The 25,856-nt window shown below is 73.9% G+C and carries 24 protein-coding genes and 3 pseudogenes; 12 read left to right on the top strand and 15 right to left on the bottom strand.

The annotated features are described in order from the left end of the window. Positions 1-10: 10 nt before the first annotated feature. Positions 11-220, bottom strand: a pseudogene (locus E6R18_RS34645) (class I SAM-dependent methyltransferase); the annotation flags it as partial. Between the two features lie 198 nt (positions 221-418). Here E6R18_RS34645 and E6R18_RS03810 point away from each other — a divergent pair. Both E6R18_RS03810 and E6R18_RS03805 read left to right on the top strand, forming a co-directional pair. After that, a complete protein-coding gene (locus tag E6R18_RS03810; protein ID WP_136315390.1) occupies positions 419-1,360 on the top strand; it encodes a pseudouridine-5'-phosphate glycosidase in 942 nt (313 codons plus the stop codon). Beyond that, the gene (locus E6R18_RS03805) at positions 1,357-2,259 is read left to right on the top strand and encodes a PfkB family carbohydrate kinase (protein ID WP_136315389.1); all 903 of its coding nucleotides are present in this window, start codon (positions 1,357-1,359) and stop codon (positions 2,257-2,259) included. Before E6R18_RS03810 ends, E6R18_RS03805 begins: the two co-directional genes overlap by 4 nt. A 9-nt stretch (positions 2,260-2,268) precedes the next feature. On the opposite strand, the gene E6R18_RS03800 is transcribed toward E6R18_RS03805, so the two are convergent. Further along, positions 2,269-2,907, bottom strand: a complete 639-nt coding sequence (locus E6R18_RS03800) for a uridine kinase (protein ID WP_136315388.1) — start codon at positions 2,905-2,907, stop codon at positions 2,269-2,271. A 103-nt stretch (positions 2,908-3,010) separates the two neighbouring features. On the opposite strand from E6R18_RS03800, the gene E6R18_RS03795 reads away from it, so the two are divergent. Further along, complete coding sequence (locus tag E6R18_RS03795; RefSeq protein WP_136315387.1) at positions 3,011-3,376, top strand: nuclear transport factor 2 family protein; 366 nt, start codon at positions 3,011-3,013, stop codon at positions 3,374-3,376. Positions 3,377-3,421: 45 nt separating this feature from the next. Here the strand turns inward: E6R18_RS03795 and E6R18_RS03790 are convergent, their stop codons facing one another. Together E6R18_RS03790 and E6R18_RS03785 are read right to left on the bottom strand one after the other, a co-directional pair. Next, complete coding sequence (locus tag E6R18_RS03790; protein WP_136315386.1) at positions 3,422-3,934, bottom strand: cupin domain-containing protein; 513 nt, start codon at positions 3,932-3,934, stop codon at positions 3,422-3,424. A 95-nt stretch (positions 3,935-4,029) separates the two neighbouring features. Beyond that, the gene (locus tag E6R18_RS03785; RefSeq protein ID WP_136315385.1) at positions 4,030-4,707 is read right to left on the bottom strand and encodes a winged helix-turn-helix transcriptional regulator; all 678 of its coding nucleotides are present in this window, start codon (positions 4,705-4,707) and stop codon (positions 4,030-4,032) included. An 84-nt stretch (positions 4,708-4,791) separates the two neighbouring features. Here E6R18_RS03785 and E6R18_RS03780 point away from each other — a divergent pair, with 84 nt between their 5' ends. Beyond that, positions 4,792-6,003 carry a pyridoxal phosphate-dependent aminotransferase gene (locus tag E6R18_RS03780; RefSeq protein ID WP_136315384.1) on the top strand — a complete coding sequence of 404 codons (1,212 nt, stop codon included), beginning with the start codon at positions 4,792-4,794 and terminating at the stop codon, positions 6,001-6,003. On the opposite strand, the gene E6R18_RS03775 is transcribed toward E6R18_RS03780, so the two are convergent. Together E6R18_RS03775 and E6R18_RS03770 are read right to left on the bottom strand one after the other, a co-directional pair. Beyond that, positions 5,898-7,268, bottom strand: a complete 1,371-nt coding sequence (locus E6R18_RS03775; protein WP_136315383.1) for an MFS transporter — start codon at positions 7,266-7,268, stop codon at positions 5,898-5,900. The two genes, E6R18_RS03780 and E6R18_RS03775, sit on opposite strands and share 106 nt — an antisense overlap. A 37-nt stretch (positions 7,269-7,305) precedes the next feature. Then, on the bottom strand, positions 7,306-7,956 hold the full coding sequence (locus E6R18_RS03770) for a helix-turn-helix domain-containing protein (RefSeq protein ID WP_168712270.1): 651 nt from the start codon (positions 7,954-7,956) through the stop codon (positions 7,306-7,308). 189 nt (positions 7,957-8,145) lie between these two features. Between E6R18_RS03770 and E6R18_RS03765 the strand changes: the two are divergent. Further along, positions 8,146-8,678: pseudogene (locus E6R18_RS03765) on the top strand (DUF3574 domain-containing protein). 23 nt (positions 8,679-8,701) lie between these two features. Here the strand turns inward: E6R18_RS03765 and E6R18_RS03760 are convergent. Then, a complete protein-coding gene (locus E6R18_RS03760) occupies positions 8,702-9,247 on the bottom strand; it encodes an HXXEE domain-containing protein (RefSeq protein WP_240799580.1) in 546 nt (181 codons plus the stop codon). Between the two features lie 88 nt (positions 9,248-9,335). Here E6R18_RS03760 and E6R18_RS03755 point away from each other — a divergent pair, with 88 nt between their 5' ends. After that, positions 9,336-9,920: a TetR/AcrR family transcriptional regulator gene (locus tag E6R18_RS03755; protein WP_136315381.1), complete on the top strand. Its 585-nt coding sequence runs from the start codon at positions 9,336-9,338 to the stop codon at positions 9,918-9,920. A gap of 25 nt (positions 9,921-9,945) precedes the next feature. On the opposite strand, the gene E6R18_RS03750 is transcribed toward E6R18_RS03755, so the two are convergent. The 3 genes from E6R18_RS03750 to E6R18_RS03740 all read right to left on the bottom strand — a co-directional run bounded on the left by E6R18_RS03750 (position 9,946) and on the right by E6R18_RS03740 (position 15,441). Then, the gene (locus tag E6R18_RS03750) at positions 9,946-11,289 is read right to left on the bottom strand and encodes an SWIM zinc finger family protein (protein WP_136315380.1); all 1,344 of its coding nucleotides are present in this window, start codon (positions 11,287-11,289) and stop codon (positions 9,946-9,948) included. Further along, positions 11,286-14,219: a DEAD/DEAH box helicase gene (locus tag E6R18_RS03745; protein ID WP_136315379.1), complete on the bottom strand. Its 2,934-nt coding sequence runs from the start codon at positions 14,217-14,219 to the stop codon at positions 11,286-11,288. The genes E6R18_RS03750 and E6R18_RS03745 overlap by 4 nt, the downstream gene beginning before the upstream one ends. Before the next feature lie 232 nt (positions 14,220-14,451). Continuing rightward, positions 14,452-15,441: a slipin family protein gene (locus tag E6R18_RS03740; RefSeq protein WP_136315378.1), complete on the bottom strand. Its 990-nt coding sequence runs from the start codon at positions 15,439-15,441 to the stop codon at positions 14,452-14,454. Positions 15,442-15,696: 255 nt separating this feature from the next. On the opposite strand from E6R18_RS03740, the gene E6R18_RS03735 reads away from it, so the two are divergent. After that, positions 15,697-16,044, top strand: a complete 348-nt coding sequence (locus E6R18_RS03735; RefSeq protein ID WP_136315377.1) for a hypothetical protein — start codon at positions 15,697-15,699, stop codon at positions 16,042-16,044. A gap of 14 nt (positions 16,045-16,058) precedes the next feature. On the opposite strand, the pseudogene E6R18_RS03730 reads toward E6R18_RS03735, so the two are convergent. Beyond that, a pseudogene (locus E6R18_RS03730) lies at positions 16,059-16,752 on the bottom strand (methyltransferase domain-containing protein). Positions 16,753-16,807: 55 nt separating this feature from the next. Beyond that, positions 16,808-18,055 (bottom strand): helix-turn-helix domain-containing protein, encoded by a 1,248-nt coding sequence (locus tag E6R18_RS03725; RefSeq protein ID WP_136315410.1) that lies wholly within the window; start codon positions 18,053-18,055, stop codon positions 16,808-16,810. A gap of 184 nt (positions 18,056-18,239) precedes the next feature. Here E6R18_RS03725 and E6R18_RS03720 point away from each other — a divergent pair, with 184 nt between their 5' ends. From E6R18_RS03720 to E6R18_RS03705, 4 genes are read left to right on the top strand one after another with little or no spacing between them, the layout of a single operon-like run. Beyond that, positions 18,240-19,142: an SGNH/GDSL hydrolase family protein gene (locus tag E6R18_RS03720; protein ID WP_136315376.1), complete on the top strand. Its 903-nt coding sequence runs from the start codon at positions 18,240-18,242 to the stop codon at positions 19,140-19,142. Between the two features lie 3 nt (positions 19,143-19,145). Then, on the top strand, positions 19,146-21,137 hold the full coding sequence (locus E6R18_RS03715) for a hypothetical protein (protein ID WP_136315375.1): 1,992 nt from the start codon (positions 19,146-19,148) through the stop codon (positions 21,135-21,137). A 37-nt stretch (positions 21,138-21,174) separates the two neighbouring features. Beyond that, the gene (locus E6R18_RS03710) at positions 21,175-22,254 is read left to right on the top strand and encodes a tyrosine-protein phosphatase (RefSeq protein ID WP_136315374.1); all 1,080 of its coding nucleotides are present in this window, start codon (positions 21,175-21,177) and stop codon (positions 22,252-22,254) included. Positions 22,255-22,312: 58 nt separating this feature from the next. Beyond that, positions 22,313-22,561 carry a DUF6343 family protein gene (locus E6R18_RS03705; RefSeq protein WP_136315373.1) on the top strand — a complete coding sequence of 83 codons (249 nt, stop codon included), beginning with the start codon at positions 22,313-22,315 and terminating at the stop codon, positions 22,559-22,561. On the opposite strand, the gene E6R18_RS03700 is transcribed toward E6R18_RS03705, so the two are convergent. The 3 genes from E6R18_RS03700 to E6R18_RS03690 form a co-directional block, all read right to left on the bottom strand. Next, entirely contained in the window at positions 22,558-22,920 is a 363-nt protein-coding gene (locus tag E6R18_RS03700; protein WP_136315372.1) for a tetratricopeptide repeat protein, read from the bottom strand. The genes E6R18_RS03705 and E6R18_RS03700 overlap by 4 nt on opposite strands. 136 nt (positions 22,921-23,056) lie before the next feature. Further along, positions 23,057-23,659 carry a dephospho-CoA kinase gene (coaE, locus tag E6R18_RS03695; RefSeq protein ID WP_136315371.1) on the bottom strand — a complete coding sequence of 201 codons (603 nt, stop codon included), beginning with the start codon at positions 23,657-23,659 and terminating at the stop codon, positions 23,057-23,059. A gap of 52 nt (positions 23,660-23,711) precedes the next feature. Then, entirely contained in the window at positions 23,712-24,650 is a 939-nt protein-coding gene (locus tag E6R18_RS03690) for a PAC2 family protein (protein WP_206308205.1), read from the bottom strand. Positions 24,651-24,805: 155 nt separating this feature from the next. Here E6R18_RS03690 and E6R18_RS03685 point away from each other — a divergent pair, with 155 nt between their 5' ends. Then, a complete protein-coding gene (locus E6R18_RS03685; protein ID WP_136315370.1) occupies positions 24,806-25,768 on the top strand; it encodes a right-handed parallel beta-helix repeat-containing protein in 963 nt (320 codons plus the stop codon). Positions 25,769-25,856 lie beyond the last annotated feature (88 nt).

The raw sequence follows: 25,856 nt of genomic DNA, 5'->3' as shown, positions 1-25,856 counted from the left end.
GCACCCCCGCCTTTGCGGCGCGGCCCGCCGCGACGGCGCTCAGGTCGCTGCCGGTGACCCGGTGTCCGCGCGCGGCCAGGCCCAGCGCCTGGGTCCCGATGCCGCAGGCGCAGTCCAGCACGTCGTACGCGACGCCCTCCCCGCCGCCGAGTGACGCGCTGATCAGGTCGCAGAGCGCGGCCGCCTGGCGCTCGATGCTCGCCTGCCACTCGGCGTACATGAGGTCGTAGCCGGCGGCCAGGTCGTAGAAGCGGCGCACGGTGGCGGGGGCAGGAGTCGTCGCGGACTGCGTGCGCCGACCCTAACGGGCGTACGGGCACGGGGTGGTGGGTCGTTTTGCGCCATCGGCCGTTCCGTGCGCGGGCGCACGCCGTCGCCACACGTTTGAGCCCCGTCCGCCCGCGACAGAGATGTGGACATGTCACTAACTGCGCACCCCGGCTCCGGCCCGCACGCCCCCGTCCTCTCCGCCGAGGTGCGGGCGGCCCTCGCCGCGAACCGGCCCGTCGTCGCCCTGGAGTCGACGATCATCGCCCACGGTCTGCCCCGCCCCCGCAATCTGCGGGTCGCCGGGGAGCTGGAGGGGCTCGTGCGGTCGGCCGGGGCCGTTCCCGCCACCATCGCCGTGCTGGACGGCCGGGCCAGGATCGGCCTGGACAAGGCCGAGCTGGAGCGGGTGGCCGAGGATCCGGCGATGCGCAAGCTCGGCCACCGCGACCTCGCCCCGGCCCTGGCGGCGGGCGCGAGCGGGGCGACGACCGTGTCCGCGACCGCGTTCCTCGCGGCCCGGGCCGGGCTGCGGATCTTCGCGACCGGCGGGCTCGGCGGGGTGCACCGGGGCTGGACCGAGACCCAGGACGAGTCCGCGGACCTGCGGCTGCTGGCCCGGACGGGGATCACCGTGGTGTGCGCGGGCGTGAAGTCGATCCTGGACGTGCCGGCCACGCTGCAACGCCTGGAGACCCTGGGGGTCGGGGTGCTCGGCTACGGCACGGACCGGTTCCCCGGCTTCTACCTGAGCAGTTCTGGCGAACCGGTCGACTGGACGGTGCGGTCGCCGCAGGAGGTCGCCGAGGTGATGCGGGCGCAGGACGCGCTCGGCGGCCCGGAGGCGGCCCTGATCGTGGCCAACCCCGTACCGCGTGCGGAGGAGTTGGATCCCGCCCTGCACGACCGGGTGCTCGCCGAGGCGCTGGAGGCGTGCCGGGAGCGGGGCGTCGTGGGGCAGGCGGTCACACCGTTCCTGCTCGACCATCTGACGCGGCACACCGGGGGCGCCTCGCTGGAGGCCAATCTCGCGGCCGTGCGCGGCAACGTGGCGCTGGCCGCCCGCATCGCCACCGCCTGGACGGCGCGGTGACCGGCGGCCTGCTCGTCGTCGGGGACGTGGTCACCGATGTGGTGGCCCGGCACGGATCGGCGCTGGTCCACGGGACGGACACGGCGGCCGCGATCCGGACGCGGGCGGGCGGCGCGGGGGCCAACGTGGCCTGCTGGGCGGTGCGGGCGGGCTGCCGTGACGTACGGCTGCTGGCCCGGGTCGGCTCCGACTCGGCGGACTGGCACCGGGACCTGCTGCGGCGGGCGGGGGTACGCGGGCTGCTGGCGGTGGACGAACAGGCGCCGACCGCGACCGTCGTGGCCCTGGTCGACTCCACCGCCGAGCGCACCTTCCTCACCGACAGCGGTGCGGTGCTGCGGCTGTCCCCCGACGACTGGTCGCCGTCGCTGCTCGACGGGGTCGCCCATCTGCACCTCTCCGGCTACCTGCTGTTCGCCGCGACGAGCCGGGCAACGGCCCTGCTCGCCCTGCGCGAGGCCCGGCGGCGGAACATCCCGGTCAGCGTCGACCCCGCGTCGGCGGGCTTCCTCGCCGGTCTCGGCGTCGACCGGTTCCTGGCCCTGACCGAGGAGGCGGACCTCCTGCTGCCCAACGCGGACGAGGCCCTGCTCCTCACCGGACTGCCCGAACCGGCGGACGCGGCCGCCAAGTTGAGCATGCCCGCCCGTCAGGTCGTCGTGACCCTCGGCGAGGACGGGGCGCTGCTCGCCACCGGGGGCGCGGTGACCGGGCGTGTTCCGGCCGCGCCGGTGCGGGCGCCCGTGGACTCCACCGGGGCGGGCGACGCGTTCACCGGCGGCTTCCTCGCGGCGCGGCTGGCGGGCGCGAACGACACGGCGGCCGCTGCGGCGGGATGCCGGGCGGGCGCGGCGGCCGTCGGGACGGTGGGCGGCCGGCCGCCGCTGCCGGGCGAGTAGGACAGCGGTTCACCGCAGCCCGGTCCAGGCCGGATGGTGCGGGTCGTCGGCACGCACCACCGCGTCGGCGTTGTCGGCGGGCGCCACCTCGTCCTCGTACCGCTCGAAGGCGGGGAGGGTCCAGTGCTCGGCGTCCGCCGTGCGCCGCCGCAGCGCGCCGGGCGACAGGCGCAGGTGGACGGCGAGGTCGAACGGGAACCAGTGTCCGAGGAGCAGCGGCCCGTGCAGGATCAGGACCCCGCCCTCCGGCAGGTGGGTGTACGGGCTGCGCGTGGCGCGGTCCGTCGCCGGGTCCCACAGGTCGGGCAGCACCCGGCCGCTGCCGCCCGGCTCCAGCGGGCCGAACACCTCGCGCCACAGGGCCCCGGTGTCGAACCAGCTGCCGTAGTACGAGTCCGGGTCCCGTTTGCCGTACTCGTACCGCAGACTGGCCGGCCGCAGGAAACCGGCGGTGGCCACGGGCAGCACGGCACGGCCCCGGAGCCTCAGCGCCTCGGCCAACGGCTCGGCGAGGCCGCCGGGGCGGGCGGCCGGTGCGCCGTCGACGGCGATCTTCAGCCACGGCGAGCCGTCTGCCGGTTCCAGCGCTTCGACGTGCGCGGCGAGCGCGTCCGTCAGCCGCTCCCAGGTGATCGCTTCGAATCGCACGCGTCCATCATGGGCCCCCTCGCCGCCCCTTCCCGTCCCGCCCGGTGGTCACCGATGCGAAAACCCGCGGCCATCACGCGCTGCGCCGATTACGGTCGTGCCCATGGATCTCGCATTCGCCCGCAAGTTCGCCGCCGAGTGGCAGGACGACTGGAACTCGCACGATCTGGACCGCATCCTGGCGCACTATCACGAGGACGTGACGTTCAGCTCCCCCATGATCGCGCGGTTCACCGGCGACGCCTCGGGAACCGTGCGCGGCAAGGACGCGCTGCGGGCGTACTGGGCGCGCGGCCTCGAACTCATCCCCGACCTGAAGTTCGAGGTGATGGACGTCCGGGCGAGCGTCGACACGCTGGTCATCGACTACCGCAACCAGATCGGCGGCCGGGTGTACGAGGTGCTGACCTTCCGCGACGGCCTGGTGAGCGCCGGCCTCGGCGCGTACGGGGAGACACTCGCCCGCTGACGTCCGGCGCCTCGCGGCGCGGCGGCCAGCGGGCGGGTGCCGGTGTCACTTGGCCGGTCCGCAGTCCACCGCGTCGGCGTCGTCGGAGAGTTCGCTGCCGTCGGGCAGGAGGTAGGTCACCCACAGCACGACGGGCTCGGTTCCCAGATTGCGGCCGACGTGGCGGTGCTTGCGGCCCGACGGCTCGATGAACGACGTCCCGGCCGGCGACACCTCGACCGAGCAGTCGTCCAGGGTGCGGGTGAGCGTCCCGGACTTGACGACGACGATCAACTGGCCGCGGTGGGTGTGCCAGCCGGTGGAGCCGCCCGGTTCGATGGTGATCGTGCGGAAGGTGACGTCGGTCCGTCCCTTCGGGGTCTTCACCTTCAGCTTTTTGGCCGAAGTGCCTTCCGCCACGACGGTGGCGCTCACTCCGCTGCCGGGGGTGGCACCGGCAGCCGTGGGTACGAAGGCGAGCGCGGCCACGCAGCCCGCGGTGACGAGCCCCTTGCCGAGCCGGCCCCGCTGCGCCTGCCGTCCCTGCCGTGCTCCGTGTCTGCCGACTCTCACGGGCAACTCCTCTCCCCTGGTGTCACGGGCGTCCCGAACGCCCCGACGCTACCCAGAAGTCGACCGCAGGAATCACGCCATCGCCGCCGTCTCCGCCCCGCTCACTCCCCGCGCAGCTCCGCGGCCAGCGCGCTGTCGCCGGACACCTCGATCCGGCCGTCCTTCACCGCCTCGGCGAACGTCGGCTCGCCGCGCCCCAGCGCGAGGCAGAGCTCCGCGTCGAGGGCGATGCGCGCGTCGGCCCGGGGGGCGGGCCCGTCCCCGTACACCGGGTCCCCGGCGGCCGTCGCCCCCGTGCGGACGTGGAACTCGCCCTCGTCCAGGTGGACGTCGAGCACGCCCGTGGTGACCGGGCCTCCCGGCCGCTCCAGCGCGCGCAGCAGCGGGAGCGCGAACCAGTGCGCCCGGACCGCGTCCGTCGGCCGGCGCTCGGCCAGTGCGGGGGCGCCCCACTCGGCGAGTGCGGCGAGGACCGGCAGCAGTCCGTGTCCGCGTGCGGTGAGCTCGTACACCGAGGCGGCGGCCGGCGGCGGCAGCTTGCGGCGGGTGACGAGGCCGCCCTGCTCCATGTCCTTGAGCCGGGAGGCCAGGACGTCCGTGCTGACGCCGGGCAGGTCGGCGTGCAGATCGGTGTAACGCCGGGGACCGGCCAGCAGTTCACGGACGATCAGCAGGGTCCACCGGTCGCCGACCGCGTCCAGAGCGCGGGCGCCGGCGCAGAACTGGTCGTAACTCCGGCGGCGGGCCGGGCGGGTTGCGGGCTGTGGCTGACGTGGCATGCGACGCAGTCTAGACATGTTGTTGGACTTTCCAAGCCCGAGCTTGGTAAAACCAAGTATCGCAATCAGGTCGGGAGGCACCGCATGGAATTCCGCCAGTCCAGCAAGCTCAACGAGGTCTGTTACGAGATCCGGGGCCCGGTCATCGAGCACGCCAACGCCCTGGAGGAGGCGGGCCACAGCGTGCTCCGGCTCAACACGGGCAACCCGGCGCTCTTCGGCTTCGAGGCGCCCGAGGAGATCGTCCAGGACATGATCCGGATGCTCCCGCAGGCCCACGGCTACACCGACTCGCGGGGCATCCTGTCCGCCCGGCGGGCGGTCGCCCAGCGCTACCAGGCGATGGGTCTCACCGAGGTCGGCGTCGACGACATCTTCCTCGGCAACGGCGTCTCCGAGCTGATCTCGATGGCCGTCCAGGGGTTGCTGGAGGACGGCGACGAGGTGCTCATCCCCTCCCCCGACTACCCGCTGTGGACCGCGGTGACGACGCTGGCCGGCGGGAAGGCCGTGCACTACACGTGCGACGAGGCCGCAGACTGGAACCCCGACGTCGCGGACATGGCCTCGAAGATCACCGACCGTACGCGGGCCGTCGTGATCATCAACCCCAACAACCCGACCGGCGCCGTCTATCCGCGCGAGGTCCTGGAGGACATCCTCGATCTGGCGCGCCGGCACGGCCTGATGGTGTTCGCCGACGAGATCTACGACCAGATCCTCTACGACGACGCCGAGCACCACAGCGTGGCGGTGCTCGCCCCGGACCTGGTCTGCCTCACCTTCAGCGGCCTGTCGAAGACGTACCGGGTGGCCGGTTTCCGCTCCGGCTGGATGGTGGTGTCCGGTCCCAAGCAGCACGCCCGCAGCTATCTGGAGGGGCTGACCATGCTCGCCTCCATGCGGCTGTGCCCCAACGCCCCCGCCCAGTACGCCATTCAGGCCGCGCTCGGCGGCCGGCAGTCGATCCGGGAACTGGTGGTGCCCGGGGGCAGGCTGTACGAGCAGCGCGACCGCGCCTGGCAGAAGCTGAACGAGATCCCCGGCGTGTCCTGCGTGAAGCCGAAAGGCGCGCTGTACGCCTTCCCGCGCATCGACCCCAAGGTGCACCCGATCGTGGACGACGAGAAGTTCGTCCTGGACCTGCTGCTCCGCGAGAAGATCCAGGTGGTCCAGGGCACCGGCTTCAACTACCCCCGCCCCGACCACTTCCGCATCCTGACGCTGCCGCACGCCGACGACCTGGACGCGGCGATCAGCCGCATCGGGCGGTTCCTGGCGGGGTACCGGCAGTGAGGCCGCGGGTCTTCCCGGGCTTCCTGATCCTCACGGAGCGCTGCTCGGCCGAGGCCGACGGCTGCGAGGGAGAGGACCGCGGCTGCCACGGCCGTGGTCATCGCCGTCGTGCCCCCGCGCTGTTCCACCAGCGTGCCGACGACGACCGGGGCGAGTGAGGCGGCCCCCGTGGCGGCGAGCGCCACGACGCTGATGACGCGGCCCTGGATGCGGGCCGGGGTGGTCGCGGCGAGGCGTCCGAAGAGCAGCGAGTTGACGGCAGGAGCCAGGAACAGTCCCCCGGCGAGCGGGGCCACCATCAGCAGGCTGCCGTTCAGCGCTGTGCTCGCCACGAGCAGGGCCGGCAGGGCGCCCAGGGCCGTCAGCAGCAGGCGGTGGAAGGGCAGGAGCCGCTGCAGGCGGACCGCGCAGAGGGCGCCGAGCAGGCCACCGATCGCGATGCAGCCCTGGGCGAGACCGAGCGCCCTGGGGCTGTGACCGGCGTCCGCGAGGATCAGCACGGCCGAGAACTGTGCACCCGTCAGCGCGAAGTTCACCGGCGCCGCCACGAGGATCACCGACCGGAGGTAGGGGCTCGCCAGGACATGGCGCAGGCCCTCCAGCGTGTCGTGGCGGAGCGAGGTCGCGGCGCTCCCCGCCTGCTTCGGGTGGGCGGGCTTGCGGATGAAGGAGACCGCCAGGAACGAGAGCAGGTAGCTCAGGGCGTCGAAGAGGAACGGGACCGCCCGGCCGAGCCCGTACAGGAAGCCTCCCAGCGGGGGCCCGGCCAGCGACGCCCCGTACGAGCGCGCCTCGTTCTTGGCGAACGCGTCCGGGAGTTGTGACTCCGGTACGAGTTGACTGATGACCGACATCTCCGCCGCGCCGAACAGAACGTCCAGTACGGCGGCCACCCCCGCGACGACGAAGATCACCACGAGCGAGGTGTGGCCGAGCAGGATCGCCGCGACCAGGACCGTGAAGAGGACGGCCCGCCCCGCGTCGCACACCTGCATGACGCGCTTCCGGTTCAGGCGGTCGGCCACCACACCGGCGGGTAGCACGAAGCCGACCCGGATGACCGCCTGGAGCGTGCCGAGCACCCCCGCCTGCACCGCGGAACCGTGCAGCGACAGCACGAGCAGCGGGAACGCCAGGAGCGACACGGCGGTGCCGAGCTCGGAGACCGCCTGACCTCCCCACAGCAGCGTGAAGTCCCTGTTTCTGCGTAATGGCTGCGTGTCGTCCGGCTTCGCTTCCGTTGTGGCCGCTGTTTCGGCGGTCATGCTGTCCCCCCGTTCGGTCGGTGCCGGCAGTGTGTGTTCAGGCGAACGGATGGGTGAGGATCACCACCTCCACCGGTCCGGCGTCCGTCGGCCTCGACGCGGGGTCCTGGAGCCTGTCCCGGTAGCGCGTGACCAACTTGTCGATCTCCGACTGGAGTTCGTCCGCCTCGTCCGGGGTGACCCACCAGATCGTGTGCGTCCGCTCGCTTTTCTGCCGGTGCGCCCGATGGCGTTCGAGCTGGCGCTCCAGGGCCAGGTCGCCGAGGTGCCGGGCCGCCAGGTCGCGCTCCCGCCCGGCGGACGTCCCGTCCTCGGGATCACTCTCCATGGACCAGCCGAGCCGGGTGACGCGCCAGGGGCGCGAGCGGCCGGGCATGGGTCCGGCCTCCTCCACGAAGCCGTACTTCGCGAGCTGGCGGAAGTGGAACGAGCAGGTCGTGGGGGACTCACCGATCAGCTGCCCCGCCTGGGTCGCCGTCAACGGCCCCTGGACACTGAGGGCTTCGATGAGCGCGAGCCGCACGGGATGCGAGAGCGCCCGCATGGAAGCCGGGTCGGTGAGGCGGCGGGGACCTTCGGGAGCGGAGACCTGCTCATCGGCCTCGTCGGTACCGGCGGACCGGGCCTCCGCCTCGGCCGGGGCGGGTGCTCGATGGGCTCGCTGTGCGGAGACTTTCGGCTGCTCCATGCAATGAGAGTGTTCTCTCGATAGAGATCTGTCAATAGAGCAGGCGCGTCGACGCACCTCCGTGCGCTCCCGCCCATTCGGGTGGAATCCCGGTGGCACCCTTGTCCGCCACGGCCCGTCGGGGGCCGCTTGCGACAGTGAGGCTCGCGCGTCTGCGCCTTCCCCGTATCCGGAACGAAGGGTTCCCCCATGCCTCTCCTGACCCGCACGGCCGTCGCGAGCGACCCGGCCGGATCCCGCGACGACCATCGCCGGCCACGGCGGCGGACCGCGCTGGTCGCCGCCGCGGCGGGCCTCGCCGTTCTGGCGGTGGGCACGCCCGTCGCGTACGCCACGCTCGGGTCCGGCGCCTCGCCGGAGCCCCGCCCGGCGGTGGCGGGGGCCGTGCGCGGCAAGGACTACGTCGAGACGCGGCTCCTCTTCGACACCGAACGCCCGGACGGCGGGCCGGAGGTGACCGACCGGCACTTCCTCTAGTTCATCGACGCGGAGGTCGCCCCGCGCTTCAGAACGGGCTGACCATCCAGGACGGCCGGGGCCAGTGGCGCGACTCCCACGGGGTCATCGAGCGGGAGCGGAGCTACGAGCTGACCCTGCTCCACCCCGCGTCCGAGGCGCGGGTGCGCGGCGGGCAGATCGAGCACATCCGCGATGCCTACGAGAAGGCGTACGCCCAGGACTCGGTGGCGCGGCTGGAGGAGCGGCTGACGGCCGACTTCTGAGGGGCGGCGGACCGCGCGCCCGCTCACGCGCCGGGCGTACGCGGCCGTGCCAGCGCCCGGGCCGTCACGTGCACGCCGGCCACCGCCACCGGCAGGAACGCCAGTCCGGCCGCCGTCGCGCGGGCGCCGCCCACCGCAATGCCCGCCGCGCGCAGGCGGCGCAGCGCCCAGAGCGAGTACGGGACGACGACGGTCGGGGACGTGGCCACCCCCGGCGTGTAGCCGCCGTACGCCGCCGACTGTGCCAGGTGCACCACGCCGTGGAGCCCGAATCCGGCCAGGGTCGTACGGAAGAACGCGCTGCGGCCGCCCGTGCGCGCCCCGTCGGCCGCGGCCGCCGCGACGAGCACGCCCATGAGGCCGATGGCCGTGTTCACCTCGCGCTGCGAGAGGTCCGCCCGCTCCCACACGCGGTCGGGCACCCACGGCAGGCGGTCCTTCAGCCTGGGCCGCGCGGCCCGGAGCCAGCCCGCCATGGTGGCGATCTCCTCCAGGTCGTTGGCAGCCCAGGCGGCCAGCAGCCCCCAGGTCACCGCTCCGGAAACCCCGGACTTCCCGTCGGTCTTCATGAGCGCCCCTGTGCGTGTGGTGTGCCGGTGGTCGGCCGCAGCCTATAATGCAACGCAACGTTGCGTTGTGCTTTTGTCTGGAGCCGCCATGTCCGCACCTCCCCCGACGCCCCGCCCGGGCAAGGGCCCCCGCGCCGCCGAGGCGATCTTCGACGCCACCCTGCGGCTGCTCGCCGAGCGTGGGTACGCGGGACTCACCGTCGAGGCCGTCGCCCAGGAGGCCGGTGTCAACAAGACGACGATCTACCGCTGGTGGCCGTCGAAGGCCCCGCTGCTGCGCGCCGCCCTGCTCCGGGCCCGCGTCCTGGACATCGAGATCCCCGACACCGGTTCGCTGCGCGGGGACCTGATCGCCCTCGCGGAGCAGGTGACCGAGCTGGTCACCGGTGTACGGACCCGGGCGATCGTGCGGGCCCTGGCCTCGGGGACGGGCCTGCCCGACGACGAACTCGCCGCGCTGGCCCGGGACTTCTTCGCCGACCGGTTCTCCCGCGAGCAGCCCGTGTTCGCCCGGGCCGCCACACGCGGCGAACTGGCGCCGGGGGCCGACCCGATGCTGCTGCTCGACCTGATCGCCGGGGCCGTGTGGGTGCGGGCGGTGCTCAGGAACGAGCCCGTCCCGCCCGGGTTCGCGGCCGCCGTCGTGGACGCCGTACTGCCCGGGCACGGCTGATGCCTGGGGGCCGGCGTCCGGCGCCTCAGCCGCCGGTCAGCTCCCGGAGCGCGGTCACCGGGTCGGGGTCCGGTGCGGCGCGGGGCCACCACTCGTCCTCGCCGGGGTCGGACTCGTAGCCGTACCAGCGGCCGTCGCGGCCGAAGCGGAGCTGGAAGGTGTGGCCGGGGTGGGTGAGGTGGTTGCGCCAGGGCTGGAAGCGGGGGAAGCCCGCGGCGGCGAGGGCCGGGCGGGCTCGGTCGAAGGGGCCCGCCGGGGGGTCCCACGGGGTTTCCAGGACCGCCAGTCCCTCCGCCTCGCCCTGGCGCCAGGCGGCCACGGCCCGGGCCAGGTCCGTGGTGTTGCGGCCGGTGGCGGAGGCCAGCTCGCGGTAGAGGGCGCGGGTGGTGGCGGTGAGCCCGGCGGTGGGGCCTGCCGCTGCCAGGCGGACCGCGTCCTGCCAGTCGGTGAGCCCGGCGAGCGGGTCGCGGCCGGTGGTGAGCAGCGCGTGGGCGCGGGCCGCCGCGTCGGTGGCGAGCTGGTCGAGGGCGAGCGGGTCCCGGGCTCCGGGCAGGGCGGGGTAGGCGGGCGGGCGGCCCGGGTGCGGGTCTACCGGGAACGGCGCGGGCAGCGGCGGCAGGAAGCGGGCGGCCAGCGCCTCTTCGGCCGGCACGGACGGGGTGTCGGGGGCGGCGGGCCGCTCCCGGGCGGAGTGCGCGGCGTTGCGCCGGCCCAGCTCGTCCAGGAGGGCGCGCTCGCCCCGGCCGCGCAGCAGGAGCAGGACGAACGGGTCGGTGTCCAGCAACAGGGCCATCTGATAGCAGAGGGCCGCCACGTGCTTGCAGGGCCGGCCGCGGTCGGGGCAGGTGCAGGCGGGGTCGAGGTCGCCGGGGGCGGGCAGCAGGGTGACTCCGGCGGCGGCCGCCGTGTCGGCCAGGGAGTGCGGCATCTCCTTGGCGAGCAGCGCGGCAAGGTGGCCGGGGCGGGCGGCCACCGCGTCGAGCAGGGTGTCCCAGTCGGCGTCGGTGAACGTACGCAGCCGCAGCTCGGCGCGGTAGGGGCGGGGGCGGCTGCCGTGCACGTAGGCGACCACGTGGCCGGGGGTGACGGTGATCGCGGCGACGTGCCCACCGTCCGCGTACGCCCGGCCCCGGGCGAGCCTGGCCCCGTCCATCGAGAGGGATTCCAGGGCCGCCACCCAGGCGCGGCCCCACCAGCTCTCCGCGTACGGCTCGTCCTCGCCGGAGGTGCGCGCGGGCACGGCCTCGAAGGTGCGCCGCAGGTCGTCGGGGCCGGGGCGGGAGCGGGCGGCGGGCCGCGCGTCGCGGCGGGCGGCGAGTGGCCCGGAGGCGGGGCGGGCGGCGCCGGGGCGGCCGGGGGCGGGGCTCATGACGGCCTCCGGAGGGAGACGAGGTCGGCCAGGTCGCGGTCGCTGAGCTCGGTCAGGGCGCTCTCGCCGGCGCCGAGGACGGCGTCGGCCAGGGCCCGCTTGGCGAGCAGCATCTCGCCGATGCGGTCCTCGACCGTGCCCTCGGCGATCAGCCGGTGCACCTGGACGGGCTGGGTCTGGCCGATGCGGTAGGCGCGGTCCGTGGCCTGTTCCTCGACGGCCGGGTTCCACCAGCGGTCGTAGTGGATGACGTGCGCGGCCCGGGTGAGGTTGAGGCCGGTGCCCGCCGCCTTGAGGGAGAGCAGGAAGACCGGCACCTCGCCGGACTGGAAGCGGTCCACCATCCTTTCCCGCTCGGGCACCGGGGTGCCGCCGTGCAGCAGCTGGGAGGGGATCGCGCGCGCGGTGAGGTGCGCGGAGAGCAGCCGGGCCATCGTCACGTACTGGGTGAAGACGAGGACGGAGCCGTCCTCGGCGAGGATCGTGTCGAGGAGTTCGTCGAGCAGGGCGAGCTTGCCGGAGCGGCCGGTGAGGCGGGCCGCGTCCTCCTTCAGATACTGCGCCGGGTGGTTGCAGATCTGCTTGAGCGAGGCCAGCAGCTTCATGATCAGTCCGCGTCGGGCGATGCCTTCCGACGCCTCGATGTACGCCATGGTCTCGCGCACGGTGGCCTCGTAGAGCGTGGCCTGCTCGCGGGTGAGGAAGACGGGGTGGTCGGTCTCCGTCTTGGGCGGCAGCTCGGGCGCGATGCCGGGGTCGGACTTCTTGCGGCGCAGCAGGAAGGGCCGCACCAGCCGGGAGAGCCGTTCCACCGCCTCGTCGTTGCCGAGGCCGGCCGCCGTGCCGGTGTTCTCCACGATCCGGGCGTGGCGGGCCCGGAACGCCTTGAGCGGGCCGAGCAGTCCGGGTGTCGTCCAGTCGAGCAGCGCCCAGAGCTCGGAGAGGTTGTTCTCCACGGGGGTGCCGGTCAGGGCGACCCGCGCCGGGGACGGGACGGTGCGCAGCGCCTTCGCGGTGGAGGAGTGGGGGTTCTTCACGTGCTGCGCCTCGTCGGCGACGACCAGGCCCCAGCGGTGTGCGGCCAGTTCGGCGGCGCTGGAGCGCATCGTGCCGTACGTGGTGAGGACGAAGCCCCGGTCGGCTCCGGCGAGGGTGCGGCCGGCGCCGTGGAACCGGCGCACGGGCACCCCGGGGGCGAAGCGGTTGATCTCGCGGTGCCAGTTGCCCAGGAGGGAGGCGGGGCAGACCACCAGGGTGGGCGCGGGGTGGGCGCGGTGCAGGTGGAGGGCGATCAGGGTGATGGTCTTGCCGAGGCCCATGTCGTCGGCGAGGCAGCCGCCGAGGCCGAGCGAGGTCATCCGGTCCAGCCAGGCGAGCCCGCGCAGTTGGTAGTCCCGGAGGGTGGCGTGGAGTCCGGGCGGCGGGGCGAGGGTGGCGTCGTCGGCGAGGATGCGCGTACGCAGCTGCGCCAGCGCACCGAGCGGCACCGCATCGACCTGCTCGCCGTCCACCTCGGCGCTGCCGGTCAGGGCGACGGCCAGGGCGTCCACGGGGTCGAGCAGGCCCAGCTCCCGCTTGCGCGCCTTGCGGACCAGCGCGGGGTCGACCACGACCCACTGGTCGCGCAGCCGCACCACGGGCCGGTGCGCCTCGGCGAGCACGTCCATCTCGGCCTCGGTGAGCTGCTGGTCGCCCAGCGAGAGCTGCCAGTTGAAGGCGAAGAGCTGTTCCGCGTCGAAGAACGAGGTGCCGTCGGTGGCGGTCCCCGGCGCGGGCCTGACCACGGCCGCCGCGGTGAGGGATCGGGCCAGCTCCCTGGGCCAGTGCACGCTCACCCCGGCGGCCGACAGCCTGGCCCCGGCGTCGCCCAGCAGCTCGTACAGCTCGTCCTCGTCCAGGGCCAGCACGTCGGGGACCGACTGGTCCAGCAGCCTTTCGAGCGGGGCCCAGACGCGGGCGGCACGGCGCAGGGCGAGCGCGGTGTCGACCTGGGCCCGGGGGCCGAAGGGCTCCCCCGCCTCCCCGGCCCACAGCGCCGCGGCGTCGACCACGTAGGTGGGGTCGGCGAGACTGTGGACCTGGGTCACGGCTGCTGCGGCGTGCCGCGCGGCGGCCGGAGCGGTGGCGTCGGGCGCGGCGGCCGGAGCGGTGGCGTCGGGCGCGAGGGCGCCGGGACCGTGCGCCGCGTCGGCGGGGCCGGTCGTGTCGAAGAGTTCGTACGCGGAGAGGTCCAGGCGCAGCGACACCCGCACCCCCGCGTCCAGCCCCGAGGCGACCTCCACGGCCCACTCCCGCGCGCCGGGCAGGTGCTGGGGCTCCCACGCGGCGAAGGGCGCGCCCATGGCGTACGCGGCGGCGGGCGTCCGGGGCAGCGTGTCGGCGACCGCGTCGAGGAAGGAGCCGACGAGCGCTTCGGGGTCGGGCAGACTGAGCGGAATCCGGTCGGGCAGGGGGATGGCGTGGCCCTCCCACGGCAGGGCGGCGGCCACCGCGCGCAGATGGGCGACGTCCCCGGCGTCACGGGGACCGGCCCGCCAGGCGTCGTGGTCGTCGGCCGTCAGCCCGGGGAGCATCCGGCCGCCGGCCACCAGATGCAGCGCGTGCAGGGCGGCGGCCCCCCAGCACCGGGTCGCGGGGTGGGCGGAGCGCAGGTGCCGGGCGCGGGCCAGCAGGGGCAGGGCATCGGCGACGGGCAGCAGGAGGGCGGGCACGGTGTGCCGGCGGACCTCGCCCTCGTCCCCGTACGGCCGCACGACCGTGATCTCTCCGGTCCGGGCAACGCCATCGTCCGCCGGCGCGGGAAGCGGGGCGTCCTGCGGGTCCCAGAAGGCGATGCGGCCCCGGCGCGGCGGCGTACCGGGCAGGAAGACGGCGGCGCAGCGCAGCAGACGGCCGTCGTCCGCGTCCTGCGGCGGTGATGCGGTGCTCACCGGTCCCTCCCCTCCTGTCGCGCGCGGCCGGGCGCCGCGTCCTGGTGCTCCGTGCCTGGTCAGCACGGGGCTCCTCGGAATCGAATCCTCTGACTCGCGAGTCTAGGCGGGGGGTCTGACAACGGGCCGGCCGTGGGCCGACCACGGTGTGCGGCAAGGGACCGGCCGCCTCCGTTCCCGCAGCTCGTACGGGTCGGGCGACGGCCGGGGCGGGGCCGCGCGGGCGTCCCGGTCAGTGCGGAACGAACGGCTCCGACGCGGCGGGCGCCCGGGTCTCCGGCGCTTGGGCCTCCGGCGTCTGGGCCTCCGGCGCCCCGGTCTCCGGCGTACCGGCGGCGGGCTCCCGCTCGGCCGGTGGCTGCCGCTCGGCCGGTGGCTGCCGCTCGGCCGGTGGCTGCCGCTCGGCCGGTGCCTCCCGCTCGGCCGGTGCCTCCCGCTCGGCCGGTTCGGCCGGCGCCGGCCCCTGCTGGGCCCGTTCCAGGAAGCGCAGCAGTTCGACCGGGAACGGCAGCACCAGCGTCGAGTTCTTCTCGGCCGCGACCGCCACTATGGTCTGGAGCAGTCGCAGCTGGAGCGCCGTGGGCTGGGTGGACATCTCCGACGCCGCCTCGGCCAGCTTCTTGGACGCCTGGAGCTCCGCGTCCGCGTTGATGACCCGGGCCCGCCGTTCACGGTCCGCCTCGGCCTGCCGGGCCATGGAGCGTTTCATCGTCTCCGGCAGCGAGACGTCCTTGATCTCGACCCGGTCGATCTGGACGCCCCAGCCGACCGCCGGGCTGTCGATCATGAGTTCCAGGCCCTGGTTCAGCTTCTCCCGGTTGGAGAGGAGGTCGTCCAGGTCGCTCTTCCCGATGATGGAGCGGAGCGAGGTCTGCGCCATCTGCGAGACCGCGAAGCGGTAGTCCTCCACCTCGACGACCGCGCTCGCCGCGTCGACCACCTTGAAGTAGATGACGGCGTCCACCCGGACCGTGACGTTGTCCCGGGTGATGCCGTCCTGGGCCGGCACGGGCATGGTCACGATCTGCATGTTGACCTTGCGCAGCCGCTCGAAGCCGGGCAGCACCATCGTGAACCCGGGCCCGCGCACGTCGTCGCGGAGCCGGCCGAGTCTGAGGACCACACCGCGCTCGTACTGTTTGACGATCCGGGCGGCGGCCGCCACGTACAGGGCGCCCGCCAGCGCCGCCGCGACCACCGCGATCAAGAGCTCCTGGACCATGACGACCCCCTGCCGGCCGGAAGAACCGCACCACTGCTGGTACTGCTCGCACCCGGTTGGGCGCTAATACCACGGTATGCCCGGTTTCACCGTGGGGCGAACCCCTTCCCGTACGCCTCCGCGGCCCCTGCTCCCCCGCCCGGCCGCCTCCCGGATGCCGGGGTCCAGGGAAGCGGGCAGGGTGGCCAGCACCGGCACGTACACCGGCCCGTGCACCGCGGTGTGCGTGGTGACGAGACAGACGAGGATCCGCCCATGCCCGTGATCGACCGCCGACGCCGCCGGCTCGGCATCGCCGCCCAGGCCGTGCTCCTGACCCTCACCGTCGCAGGCTGTTCGAGCCTCGGCCGGACCGCGGTCGGCCCGGTCATCTACACGACCGAGAAGGACGCCGTGGTCGAGGTGAACAGCCCTTCCGTCAAGGGCTGCCACCGGCTCGTCCCCGAGGGCGCCAAAGAGGTCTCCAACGACACCCTGATCGACATCATCCTGTACCCGACACCGGACTGCTCCGGGCCGGGCACGACCTATCTGGCGACCACGTTCTCCGACGTCAACGCGCCCAGCGCCAAGCCCTGGCGCAGCTTCAGCACCGTCCACTGACCACCGGACGCGACCTAAAGGGACACGGGCACGGGCACGGCGCGGACTCGGACGCCGTCGTCCGTGAGATAGCGGTCCACCTTGAGACCGGCCGCCTCCAGGTATCCCTCGAACGCCTCCTTCGTCAGCTCCCGGGACAGGAAGGTCTGCGTCCACCGGGCGTCGTCGAACTCGTACTCGGCGCACACCGAGCGCACCCCGTCCCCGACCGGCTCCGAGGAGACGATGCGCACCGTGTAACCGGCGGGGTCGACGCGCTCGCGCGGGACCTCGTGGTAGTCCGTGCCCTCGCGCTGGATGAGCACCACGCCTCCCGTCGCGCACATATCCGCGACAGGTCCGCAGCAGCCCGTCGCGCACCCGGTGGTCGCCCGCGTGCACCAGGAACGACGCCGGCATCACCACGTCGAAGGTCTCGTCGCCGAGGTCCAGCGACTCGATGGGGCCGCACACCGTCCGCGCGCCGCGCACCTGCTCCAGCATCTGCGCCGACTCGTCCACGGCCGTGTTCCGGAAGCCGCGGTCGATCAGCGGATGCGTCACCCGGCCCGCACCGCAGCCCAGTTCCAGGATGCTCACCCCGGCGGGGACGGCCGCCTCGATCACGTCCGGTTCGCCGCCCACCGCCAGCCGGGTGTACAGCTCGACCGCGCAGCCGTCCGGCGTGATGGCGCCCGGCCCGGTTCCTGAGTAACCCTCATGTACCAGTTGTCCGCTCGTACAGGCCGAACGAGCGCCCCTCCACGGCCGTTCCCGGTCCTCCTCACACCGTGCGGCGCGCGACCAGGGCCGCGCTCAGGTGCTGGAGGTCGGCGGGGCGGGCCGGGGAGAGGCCGGTGAGCCGGTCGATGCGGCGGATGCGGTAGTCGACGGTGTTGGGGTGGACGTGCAGCGCGGCCGCCGCGGCCCGGCGGTCCAGCCCGTGTCCGAGGTACGTCTCCAGCGTGTGCAGCAGCTCCGGCTTGGCCTCCAGCGGGTTGAGGAGGCCCGCGAGCCCGCGCAGCGCCTCGCTCGGCCTGCTCAGCTGGTACTCAAGGAGCACGTCGGCCAGCCGGTAGAGGCCGGGGGCCCGTCCGGTACGGGCGACGAGGTCGACGATCTCGCCGTTGCGGGCCACCGCCGCCGGCACCCCCGCCGGCTGTGCGGTCTCGGCGGCGGCCGTGACGGGGACCCCGGCCGCCCGGGTCGCCTCGGCGATCAGGTCGCACAGCCCGCCGGGCCCGTTCCACGGCGGCGGCTCCGCCACGGGCAGCAGCACGGTGCCGCCGGACGCGTCCAGGGCGGTCAGCGCGGGCGTCCCGGCGAACCGGTCCAGGGCCGTCCGGATGCGCCGTATCTTGCGCCGGGCGGCCACCCCCGCGCCGGGGCCCGGGACCGCACCCGTGACGGGACCCGGGACCGCGCCCGCCCCCTGGCCCGTCTCGTCCGGGTGCGGGGCCAGCGCGAGCGTCATCGTCAGGTAGCGGGCCGCCGGGCGCAGGCCGGTGCGCCGGGTGAAGCCGTCCAGGTCCTCGCCGGTCAGCAGCGCGGCCATCAGCGCGTGCCGTCCGCCGTGCTCCTGGCTGTCCAGGATCTTCCGGGCCTCCAGATAGGCGCCGCTCACGGCGGAGGTCAGCTGCTGCTGGAGGACCAGGATGCGGTCCATGATCTCCAGGACCGCGGGCAGGTCCCCGGGCCCGGCGTCCTGCGCGGTCTCCTCCCAGCACATCGCGACGCCCACCTGGTACGCGGCGAGGATGGCGTCCAGCGGCACGCCCTCCTCGGCGCGCTGGGCCGCCGAGTCGCGCTGCTGGGCGAGTTCGTCGTCGGTGGCGCCCCTGCGGTGTTCGAGGACGTCGGCGAAGAGGCGCAGGTTGTGCTGGACGATGTCCGCGATGTCCCCCGCGATCTCCTCGTGCGGCAGCTCCGCGTAGACCGGCAGATCGCTCAGGAGCCGGGCGACGACCCGGGTGGTCAGGGCGGGGACGCGGGCCCGCAGCCGGCCCGCCACGGGGCGTCCGGCGATGGACAGCGGCCGTTGCCGGGCGGCCCCGCGGCCCGTGCGTCCGCCTCTCGCGGCGAGCCGTTCTTTGTCATGCGTCACAAAAGCCCCCGGCGAAGTCTGCGTTACCCACCAGTTAAACGACGGCGTTCGAGTCTGCATGATGACCGGCGACACCCGCCATACCCCCACTCACGCCCCACCGGAGGTCGCCGTGAACCCGTCCCGAAACAAGGCATTCTGTCGGACCGTCAGAGGCGCGGCCGCCGCCGTCGCGCTGACCGGTCTCGCCGTCGGCACCACCGCGTCCGGCGCCTGGGCCGCGTCGGCCGACGACTCGATCTCGTACGTGGCGCTCGGCGACTCCATGGCCTCGGGGCCGCTCATCCCGGACATCACGGGACCGGTGGCCTGCGGCCGTTCCACGCACAACTACGCGCACGAACTGGCGGCGAGCATCGGCGCCTCGCTGCGCGACGTCACGTGCAGCGGCGCCAAGTCCAAGCACATGACCGAGAAGCAGTCGCTGTCGCTGCTCGACATCCCGATGGGTTCGGCGCCGCCCCAGTTCGACGCGCTGCGCGCGGACACCGACCTGGTGACCCTGACCATCGGCGGCAACGACGCCGGTCTGGTCGGCATCGCGCAGGACTGCATGCAGCTCGACCCGACCGCCTCCCCGTGCAAGGACAAGCTGACCGAGGGCGGGGTCGACCAGGTGGCGCAGCGGATCGCGGAGTTCGCGCCGCGCCTCGGAGCCGTACTCGACGGCATCCACCAGCGGTCCCCGCAGGCCAGGGTGCTCGTCACCGGCTACGGGCTCTACATCAAGCCGGGCGGCTGCTGGCCGCTGCAGCCCGTGCTCCCGGTGGACGCCGACTTCCTCCAGGGCAGTGTGAACCGGATGAACGCGGCGATCGCCGAGCAGAGCGCCGCGCACGGCGCGGAGTACGTCGACGTCGCCACCCCGAGCAAGGGCCACGACGCCTGCCAGGCGCCGTCGGACAAGTGGGTCGAGGGGTACGTGCCGACCGCCGCGGCCGCCCCGCTGCACCCGAACAAGCGGGGCGAGGCCGCCTACGCCCGGATCATCGGCGCGCACCTCCAGGGGCGCTGACCCGTGCGGCAGCGGCTCCTGAGCGGACTGCTCGCGGCGGCGCTCGGCGCCGCCGCACTCCTCGCCCCGCCCGCCCACACGGCACCGGCGGGCCCTTCCGGGGCGGGCGGCTGCGACCCGCTGGCACCCGCCGAGTGCCTGCTGCCGTTCCCCAACGACTGGTACACCCGGCCGGACCCGCGCACCGACACGGGCCGCCGGGTGGCCTTCGACGCCTCCGTCCTGCCCCGCCCCGCGACCGGGCGGGCCATCGATCCGGCCGCCTGGAACCGGTCCGACGGCTTCTCACCCGGCTCGGCCCTGATCGCCCAGGTGCCGGGCCTCGACCTGGCCAGGACCGGCGCGGCCCCGCTCACCGACATCGGCAGCTCCCTGGACCGGGACGCCCCGGTCGTCCTGCTGGACACCACGACCGGTGAGCGGTGGCCGTACTGGGCGGAGCCGGACGCGGGCGCCACCGACCCCGCGCGCCGGGCCCTGCTGATCCACCCGGCCCGCAACTTCCGCGACGGCCACCACTACGCCGTGGCGCTGCGCCGGCTCAAGGACGGTGCGGGCCGCACGATCCCGGCAGCCGCCCCGTTCGCCGCCGTCGCCGGGAAGCGGCTGCCCGCCCGCGATCCGCTGCGCGCCCGCCAGGACCGACTGCGGCCCGCGCTGACCGCCCTGCGCAAGGCCGGAGTCGGCACCCAAGGGCTCAATCTGGCCTGGGACTTCACGGTCGCCTCCACCCGCAGCCTCACCGGCGACCTGTTCACCATCCGCGACGACGCGTTCCGCCGCCTCGGCACCCGCTCGCCCGGCTTCACGGTCACCGGGGTCACGGACTTCACCGCGGACCAGGACCCCCGGATCGCCCGCGAGGTCACCGGGCAGATCACCGTCCCCGGCTATCTGGACCAGCCCGGCGGCCCGCCCGGTGCCGTGCTCAACCGCGACCGGAACGGCACCCCGCACCGGCTCCCGCGCAGCACCCAGCCCGCCACGTTCCGCTGCGAGATCCCGCGCGCAGCCTTCCGCACCCCCTCCCGGCCCTCGCTCTACGGGCACGGGCTGCTCGGCTCCCGCAACGAGGTAGGCGCGGGCAACGTCAAGGACATGGCCGCCGAGCACGACTTCACCTTCTGCGCGACGGACTGGATCGGCATGGCGAAGGACGACATCCCCGTCGTGCTGGCCGCGCTCGCCGACCCGAACCTCTTCCCGGCCGTCCCCGAGCGCAGCGAACAGGGCATGCTGAACGCCCTGTTCCTCGGCCGCGCCCTGATCCACACCAAGGGCCTGACCACCGATCCGGCGTTCCGTACCGCCGGCGGGCGTCCGCTCGTCGACATCCGGCACGGTCTGGCGTACGACGGGAACAGCCAGGGCGGCATCCTCGGCGGGGCCCTGGTCGCCGCCTCGTCCGACATCCGGCGCGGGGTGCTCGGCGTCACCGGCATGAACTACGGGCTGCTCCTCGACCGCAGCGCCGACTTCGCCCCCTTCCAGCGGGTCCTGGACGCCGCCTACCCGGACAAGCTGCACCAGCAACTGGTCCTCCAGCTGTTCCAGATGGTCTGGGACCGGGGCGAGACCAACGCGTACGCGAACCACCTCACCGACCACCACCAGGTCCTGATGCACATCGCGTACGGCGACCACCAGGTCGCGAACGCGGCGGCCGACGTGGAGGCGCGGACCATCGGCGCCCGGCTCCTCTCCCCCGCGCTCGCCGCCGGCCGGAGCCCGGACACCGTCCCGTACTGGGGCATCCGCCGCATCGGTCCGGGCCAACCGCCCTACCGGGGCTCGGCCATGACCGTCTGGGACAGCGGCACGCCCACGCCACCCGTCACCAACACCCCGCCCGCCGGGCCCGCCTACGGGCACGACCCGCACGAAGATCCCCGCAACTCGCCCGCCGCGCGTCAGCAGAAGGCCACCTTCCTGACCACCGGCCGTGTCATCAATGTCTGCGGCACCACCCCGTGCACCGCCTCACCGACCTCCTGACGCCTCCCCTGCCCGCAGGGACCAGACAAGGAGCACCATGCGTACGCACCGCATAGCCGGAGCCGCCCTCGCGGCCGTCCTCCTCACCGGTACGGCCGCGGCGCCGGCCGCGTTCGCCGCGCCGCCCGCGGCCGCGCCGGCCGTCGCGCGGTCCGCCGTACCGTTCACGGCGGCCACCGCCGCGCGCACGGCCGACGGCGGCCACACCGTCTCCTGGGCCTCGCCCGCCGGATCGGTGACCGTCACCGCCGTGACCTCGCCCGACGCCACCACCGGCACCGCGCTCGGCACGGCACCGGGCACCGGTTCGCTGACCGTGGCGCCGGGGGCGCTCCCGGAGGCCGGACGCTGGTACTTCCGGCTGGTACCGGACAGCGGGAGCCCGCTGGTCGTCGCCGACCGGTCGCCCGGCCTGGAGTCGGCCCGCAACTTCCGGGACATCGGCGGCTACCGCACCACGGACGGACACTGGGTCCGCTCCGGCCTCGTCTACCGCTCCGACAAGCTGAACGGTCTCACCGACGCCGACCAGCAGCGGCTGGTCTCCCAGCACCTCACGCTCGACGTGGACCTGCGCAACGCCATGGAGCGCCACGACGACCCGGACCGGCTGCCCGCCGGGGTGACCTACCAGGTCGCCGACGTCGTCTCGCTCGCCCACGGCGTCCGCTTCCACGACTCCGCCCTGATGACCCTGGCCGAGGCCATCGCCGCCGGTCTCTTCTCCGGCTCCTCCGACCTGGGCCAGTCCATCGGCTACCCGTTCATGGTCAACTTCGTGGGCGCGGACTACGCCTTCCACGACCTGGTCACGGCCGTCACCACGAACACCTCGGGCGCCACGGTCTTCCACTGCAGCGCCGGCAAGGACCGCACCGGCTGGGGCACGGCCGTCCTGCTGACCCTGCTCGGTGTCCCCCGGGAGACGGTCGAGGCGGACTTCCTCGCCAGCAACCAGTACACCGGCAACCCGAAGGCCGTCGAGCTGAGCTGGCTGCGCGCCGCGTTCGCGGAGGTGGACCACATCTACGGCGACTTCGACACGTACGTACGCGAGGGGCTGAGGCTCGACGCGGCGACCGTGGCGACGCTGCGGGCCAAGATGCTGACCGGCTGAGCCCTCTCCCGCTGCACATACGCCGTCGCGGGTCCATGCTGGTAGGTGAGGCGATGCTATGCGTACCGGCAAGGAACCGACGACCGCCCGCAGCCCGCTGCGGATGCGGCTCTGGCTCAGTCTGTGGGGACTGGCCTGGGCCGTCTTCGGCGTGACCGCATTCGCGGTGAACGGCCGCACCGGCTGGGCGGTCGCCTGCGGGGTGCTGCTCGCGCTGATCCTCGCGGACCTGTGCGTGGTCGTGTACCGGCTGCGCAGGGGCACCCAGCCGGGCGGCCCCGGACCGGAACGAAAAGAAAACCCCTAGCTGTCGAAGCGGGCGGCTCGCAGGTACTCCGGCTTCGGGTCGAGCGCGGCGGCCAGCCGGAAATGGCGCATGGCCCGTTCGGGGTGGCCGGAGCGCTCGAAAGTGCGGGCCAGGGCGAAGTGCGCGAAGGCGTTGTCCGGCTCCCGCTCCAGCACCAGCTCGAATTCCAGCTCGGCGGGGCGCAGCTGCGCGGCCGCGAAGAAGGCGCGGGCCCGCAGCAGCCGGGCCGCGGTGTTCTCCGGGTGGGCGGCGATCACCGAGTCGAGCAGCCGCACGGCGCCCCGGGGGTCGCGCGCGGCGAGCAGCTGCTCGGCCGCGCGGAAGTCGATGACATCGGTCTCCGGGTTCCTCTCGGGCACGGTGGCATCCTTCCGTCATCCGTCGCGGGGCTCGTCCGTTCCGGGGTGAACGTCGCACCGCCCGCCGGTATTCCGGCCCGGGGTCAGCCCGCCTCGGCCCGCCGTACCAGCTCAGCCCAGACCGTGCTGCCCCGGGTCAGCCCGCCTCGGCCCGCCGTACCAGCTCAGCCCAGACCGTGCGCACCTGCGCCTGAAGCGCCTCGACCGGTCCGTCGTTGTCGATGACCAGGTCCGCCACGGCGCGCCGCTGCTCGCGGGTGGCCTGGGCGGCCATGCGCGCGCGGGCGTCCTCCTCGGTCATGCCGCGCAGCCGTACGAGCCGGTCGAGCTGGGTCTCCGGCGCCGCGTCGACCACGACGACCAGGTCGTAGAGGGGGGCGAGGCCGTTCTCGGTGAGGAGCGGCACGTCGTGGACGACGACCGAGTCGGGTCCCGCCGCCTTCTCGAGTTCGGCGGACCGGGCGCCGACGAGGGGGTGGACGACCGCGTTGAGCGCGGCGAGGCGGTCCGGGTCCGCGAAGACGATGGAGCCGAGCGCGGGCCGGTCCAGGGTGCCTTCCGGGGTCAGGATGCCCGGGCCGAACTCCGCGACGACGGCGGCGAGGCCCGGGGTGCCGGGCTCGACCACCTCGCGGGCGATCCGGTCCGCGTCGATGAGGACGGCTCCGTGGCCGACGAGCAGCCGGGACACTTCGCTCTTGCCGGCGCCGATGCCACCGGTGAGACCCACTTTCAGCATGGGCGGCAGCCTAGTGCCCGCCCCCCGGGGCTTTGAGGGGCGGGGCAGCGGGTCAGGCGTCTCCCTCGCGTTCGGCGAGGAACTTCTCGAATTCGAGGCCGATCTCGTCGGCGGACGGCAGGTCCGCGGGTTCGGCGACCAGGTTGCCGCGGGTCTCGGCGCCCGCGACCGCGTCGTACTGGTGCTCAAGGCCCTCGACCAGCGAGACCAGCTCCTCGTCGCCCTGGCCGATCTGGCGGTCGATCTCGGTCTGGGTGCGGTGCGCCTCGGTGCGCAGGGCGTGCGCGACGGACGGCAGGACCAGTCCGGTCGCGGCCGTGATCGCCTCCAGGGCGGTGAGCGCGGCGTCGGGGTAGGCGGAGCGGGCCACGTAGTGCGGCACGTGGGCGGCGACACCCAGCACGTCGTGTCCGGCCTCCATCAGGCGGTACTCCACCAGCGCCTCGGCGGAGCCGGGGACCTGCGCCTCCTCGAAGGGGCTGCGGTGGCCGGGCGTCAGGTCGGTGCGGTTGCCGTGCGGGGTGATACCGACGGGACGGGTGTGCGGGACGCCCATCGGGATGCCGTGGAAGTTGACCGCGAGGCGGACGCCGAGCCGCTCCACGATCTCCTCGACGGCGGCGGCGAACCGCTCCCACTCGACATCGGGCTCCGGCCCGGACAGCAGCAGGAACGGCGCCCCGGTGGCGTCCTGGACCACGCGGACGTCCAGGGTCGGGGTCTCGTACGCCGACCAGCGGTCGCGCTTGAAGGTCAGCAGCGGGCGCCGTGCGCGGTAGTCGACCAGGCGGTCGTGGTCGAAGCGGGCCACGACCTGGTGCGGCAGCGATTCGAGCAGGCCGTCGACGATCTGCTCACCGGTCTCACCCGCGTCGATGTATCCCTCGAAGTGGTAGAGCATGACCAGGCCGGCCGACTCCTGGGCGAGCGCCATGTCGACGACAGCCAGGCCCTTCGGCTCCCATTCGTACAAACTCTGCGGATCAGGCACGGTTACCGCTCCTCCTTGTGTTCCTGGGGAAGAACGTCCCGCGGATCACCGGCATTCCCGTACGCGCCCCTTTCCCGGCCGGAACTTGCCGATCTCCACCCGGGGGAAGTCTCAAGTGCCAGCACATCCTGACCCCTTCACGGGAAGGCACCCCCATGCGCACCCGCACCCTGCTCCCCGCCCTGCTGAGCACCGCACTCGCCACCGGCGGCCTGGTCCTCGGCTGCGCCGGCAGCGCCGGCGCCGCGACCGTCGTCGAGGTGAGCACCGCCGCCCAGCTCAAGGCGGCGCTGTCCGCCGTCGTCCCCGGCGGCACGATCCACCTCGCGGACGGCACGTACACCGGGAACTTCAAGGCGCTCGTCCCCGCGACCGCCACCGCGCGCATCACGCTGACCGGCTCCGCCGGGGCGGTCCTGACGGCCGGCGGCGGCTACGGGCTGCACCTCGACGGCGCCTCGTACTGGACGGTGCGCGGCGTCACCGTCACCGGCGGCCAGAAGGGCATCGTGACCGACGGCGCGAACGGCGTGGTCATCGAATCGGTGACCGTCCACGACCTCGACATGGAGGGCGTCCACTTCCGCACGTCCAGCAGCGACGGCGTCATCCGGAACTCGCGGATCTACGACACCGGGCACAACGGCCGCGGCATGGGCGAGGGCGTCTACGTCGGCACGGCCGGCGACCTCTCCGACCGCAGCGACCGGGTGCGGATAGTGGACAACACGATCGGGCCGGACGTCGGCGGCGAGAACGTCGACATCAAGGAGGGCACCACCGGGACCCGGGTCGTCGGCAACACCTTCGACGGCAGCGGCCTGACCGGCGCCAACTACGACGACTCCTGGGTCGACGTGAAGGGCAACGACGTCCTGGTCGAGGGCAACCACGGCACCCGTACGACCAACAACGGCTACGAGACGCACACCCAGCAGAGCGGCTGGGGCTGCGGGACCGTCTTCAAGGACAACACCTCGGACCTGTCCGGCGCGAGCGGCGACCGGCGCATCGCGTTCAACGTCACCAACCACAGCGCGAGCTGCCCGACGACGGTCTACGCGAGCAACACCGTCTCCGGCGGCAACGGGCTCACCAACATCCCGGTGACCCCGTAGGCGGGAACGCGTGAGGCCCGCTCCCCGAAGGGAGCGGGCCTCACGGTCACCTACGACCGCAGCCGATGACCGGCCGGAAGGTCAGAGC

Origin of the sequence: Streptomyces sp. A1277, from assembly GCF_004795015.1 — a bacterium.
Taxonomy (GTDB): domain Bacteria; phylum Actinomycetota; class Actinomycetes; order Streptomycetales; family Streptomycetaceae; genus Streptomyces.
Note: the sequence above shows the minus strand (reverse complement) of the source record. Positions and strands in the feature narration are given on the sequence as shown.

Coding starts and splice junctions, on each gene's coding strand:
- E6R18_RS03780 (WP_136315384.1), top strand. CDS start 4,792: ATGGAATTCCGCCAGTCCAGCAAGCTCAACGAGGTCTGTTACGAGATC.
- E6R18_RS03705 (WP_136315373.1), top strand. CDS start 22,313: ATGCGTACCGGCAAGGAACCGACGACCGCCCGCAGCCCGCTGCGGATG.
- E6R18_RS03775 (WP_136315383.1), bottom strand. CDS start 7,268: ATGACCGCCGAAACAGCGGCCACAACGGAAGCGAAGCCGGACGACACG.
- E6R18_RS03740 (WP_136315378.1), bottom strand. CDS start 15,441: ATGGTCCAGGAGCTCTTGATCGCGGTGGTCGCGGCGGCGCTGGCGGGC.
- E6R18_RS03760 (WP_240799580.1), bottom strand. CDS start 9,247: ATGAAGACCGACGGGAAGTCCGGGGTTTCCGGAGCGGTGACCTGGGGG.
- E6R18_RS03785 (WP_136315385.1), bottom strand. CDS start 4,707: ATGCCACGTCAGCCACAGCCCGCAACCCGCCCGGCCCGCCGCCGGAGT.
- E6R18_RS03770 (WP_168712270.1), bottom strand. CDS start 7,956: ATGGAGCAGCCGAAAGTCTCCGCACAGCGAGCCCATCGAGCACCCGCC.
- E6R18_RS03710 (WP_136315374.1), top strand. CDS start 21,175: ATGCGTACGCACCGCATAGCCGGAGCCGCCCTCGCGGCCGTCCTCCTC.
- E6R18_RS03685 (WP_136315370.1), top strand. CDS start 24,806: ATGCGCACCCGCACCCTGCTCCCCGCCCTGCTGAGCACCGCACTCGCC.
- E6R18_RS03755 (WP_136315381.1), top strand. CDS start 9,336: ATGTCCGCACCTCCCCCGACGCCCCGCCCGGGCAAGGGCCCCCGCGCC.
- coaE (WP_136315371.1), bottom strand. CDS start 23,659: ATGCTGAAAGTGGGTCTCACCGGTGGCATCGGCGCCGGCAAGAGCGAA.
- E6R18_RS03795 (WP_136315387.1), top strand. CDS start 3,011: ATGGATCTCGCATTCGCCCGCAAGTTCGCCGCCGAGTGGCAGGACGAC.
- E6R18_RS03735 (WP_136315377.1), top strand. CDS start 15,697: ATGCCCGTGATCGACCGCCGACGCCGCCGGCTCGGCATCGCCGCCCAG.
- E6R18_RS03810 (WP_136315390.1), top strand. CDS start 419: ATGTCACTAACTGCGCACCCCGGCTCCGGCCCGCACGCCCCCGTCCTC.
- E6R18_RS03750 (WP_136315380.1), bottom strand. CDS start 11,289: ATGAGCCCCGCCCCCGGCCGCCCCGGCGCCGCCCGCCCCGCCTCCGGG.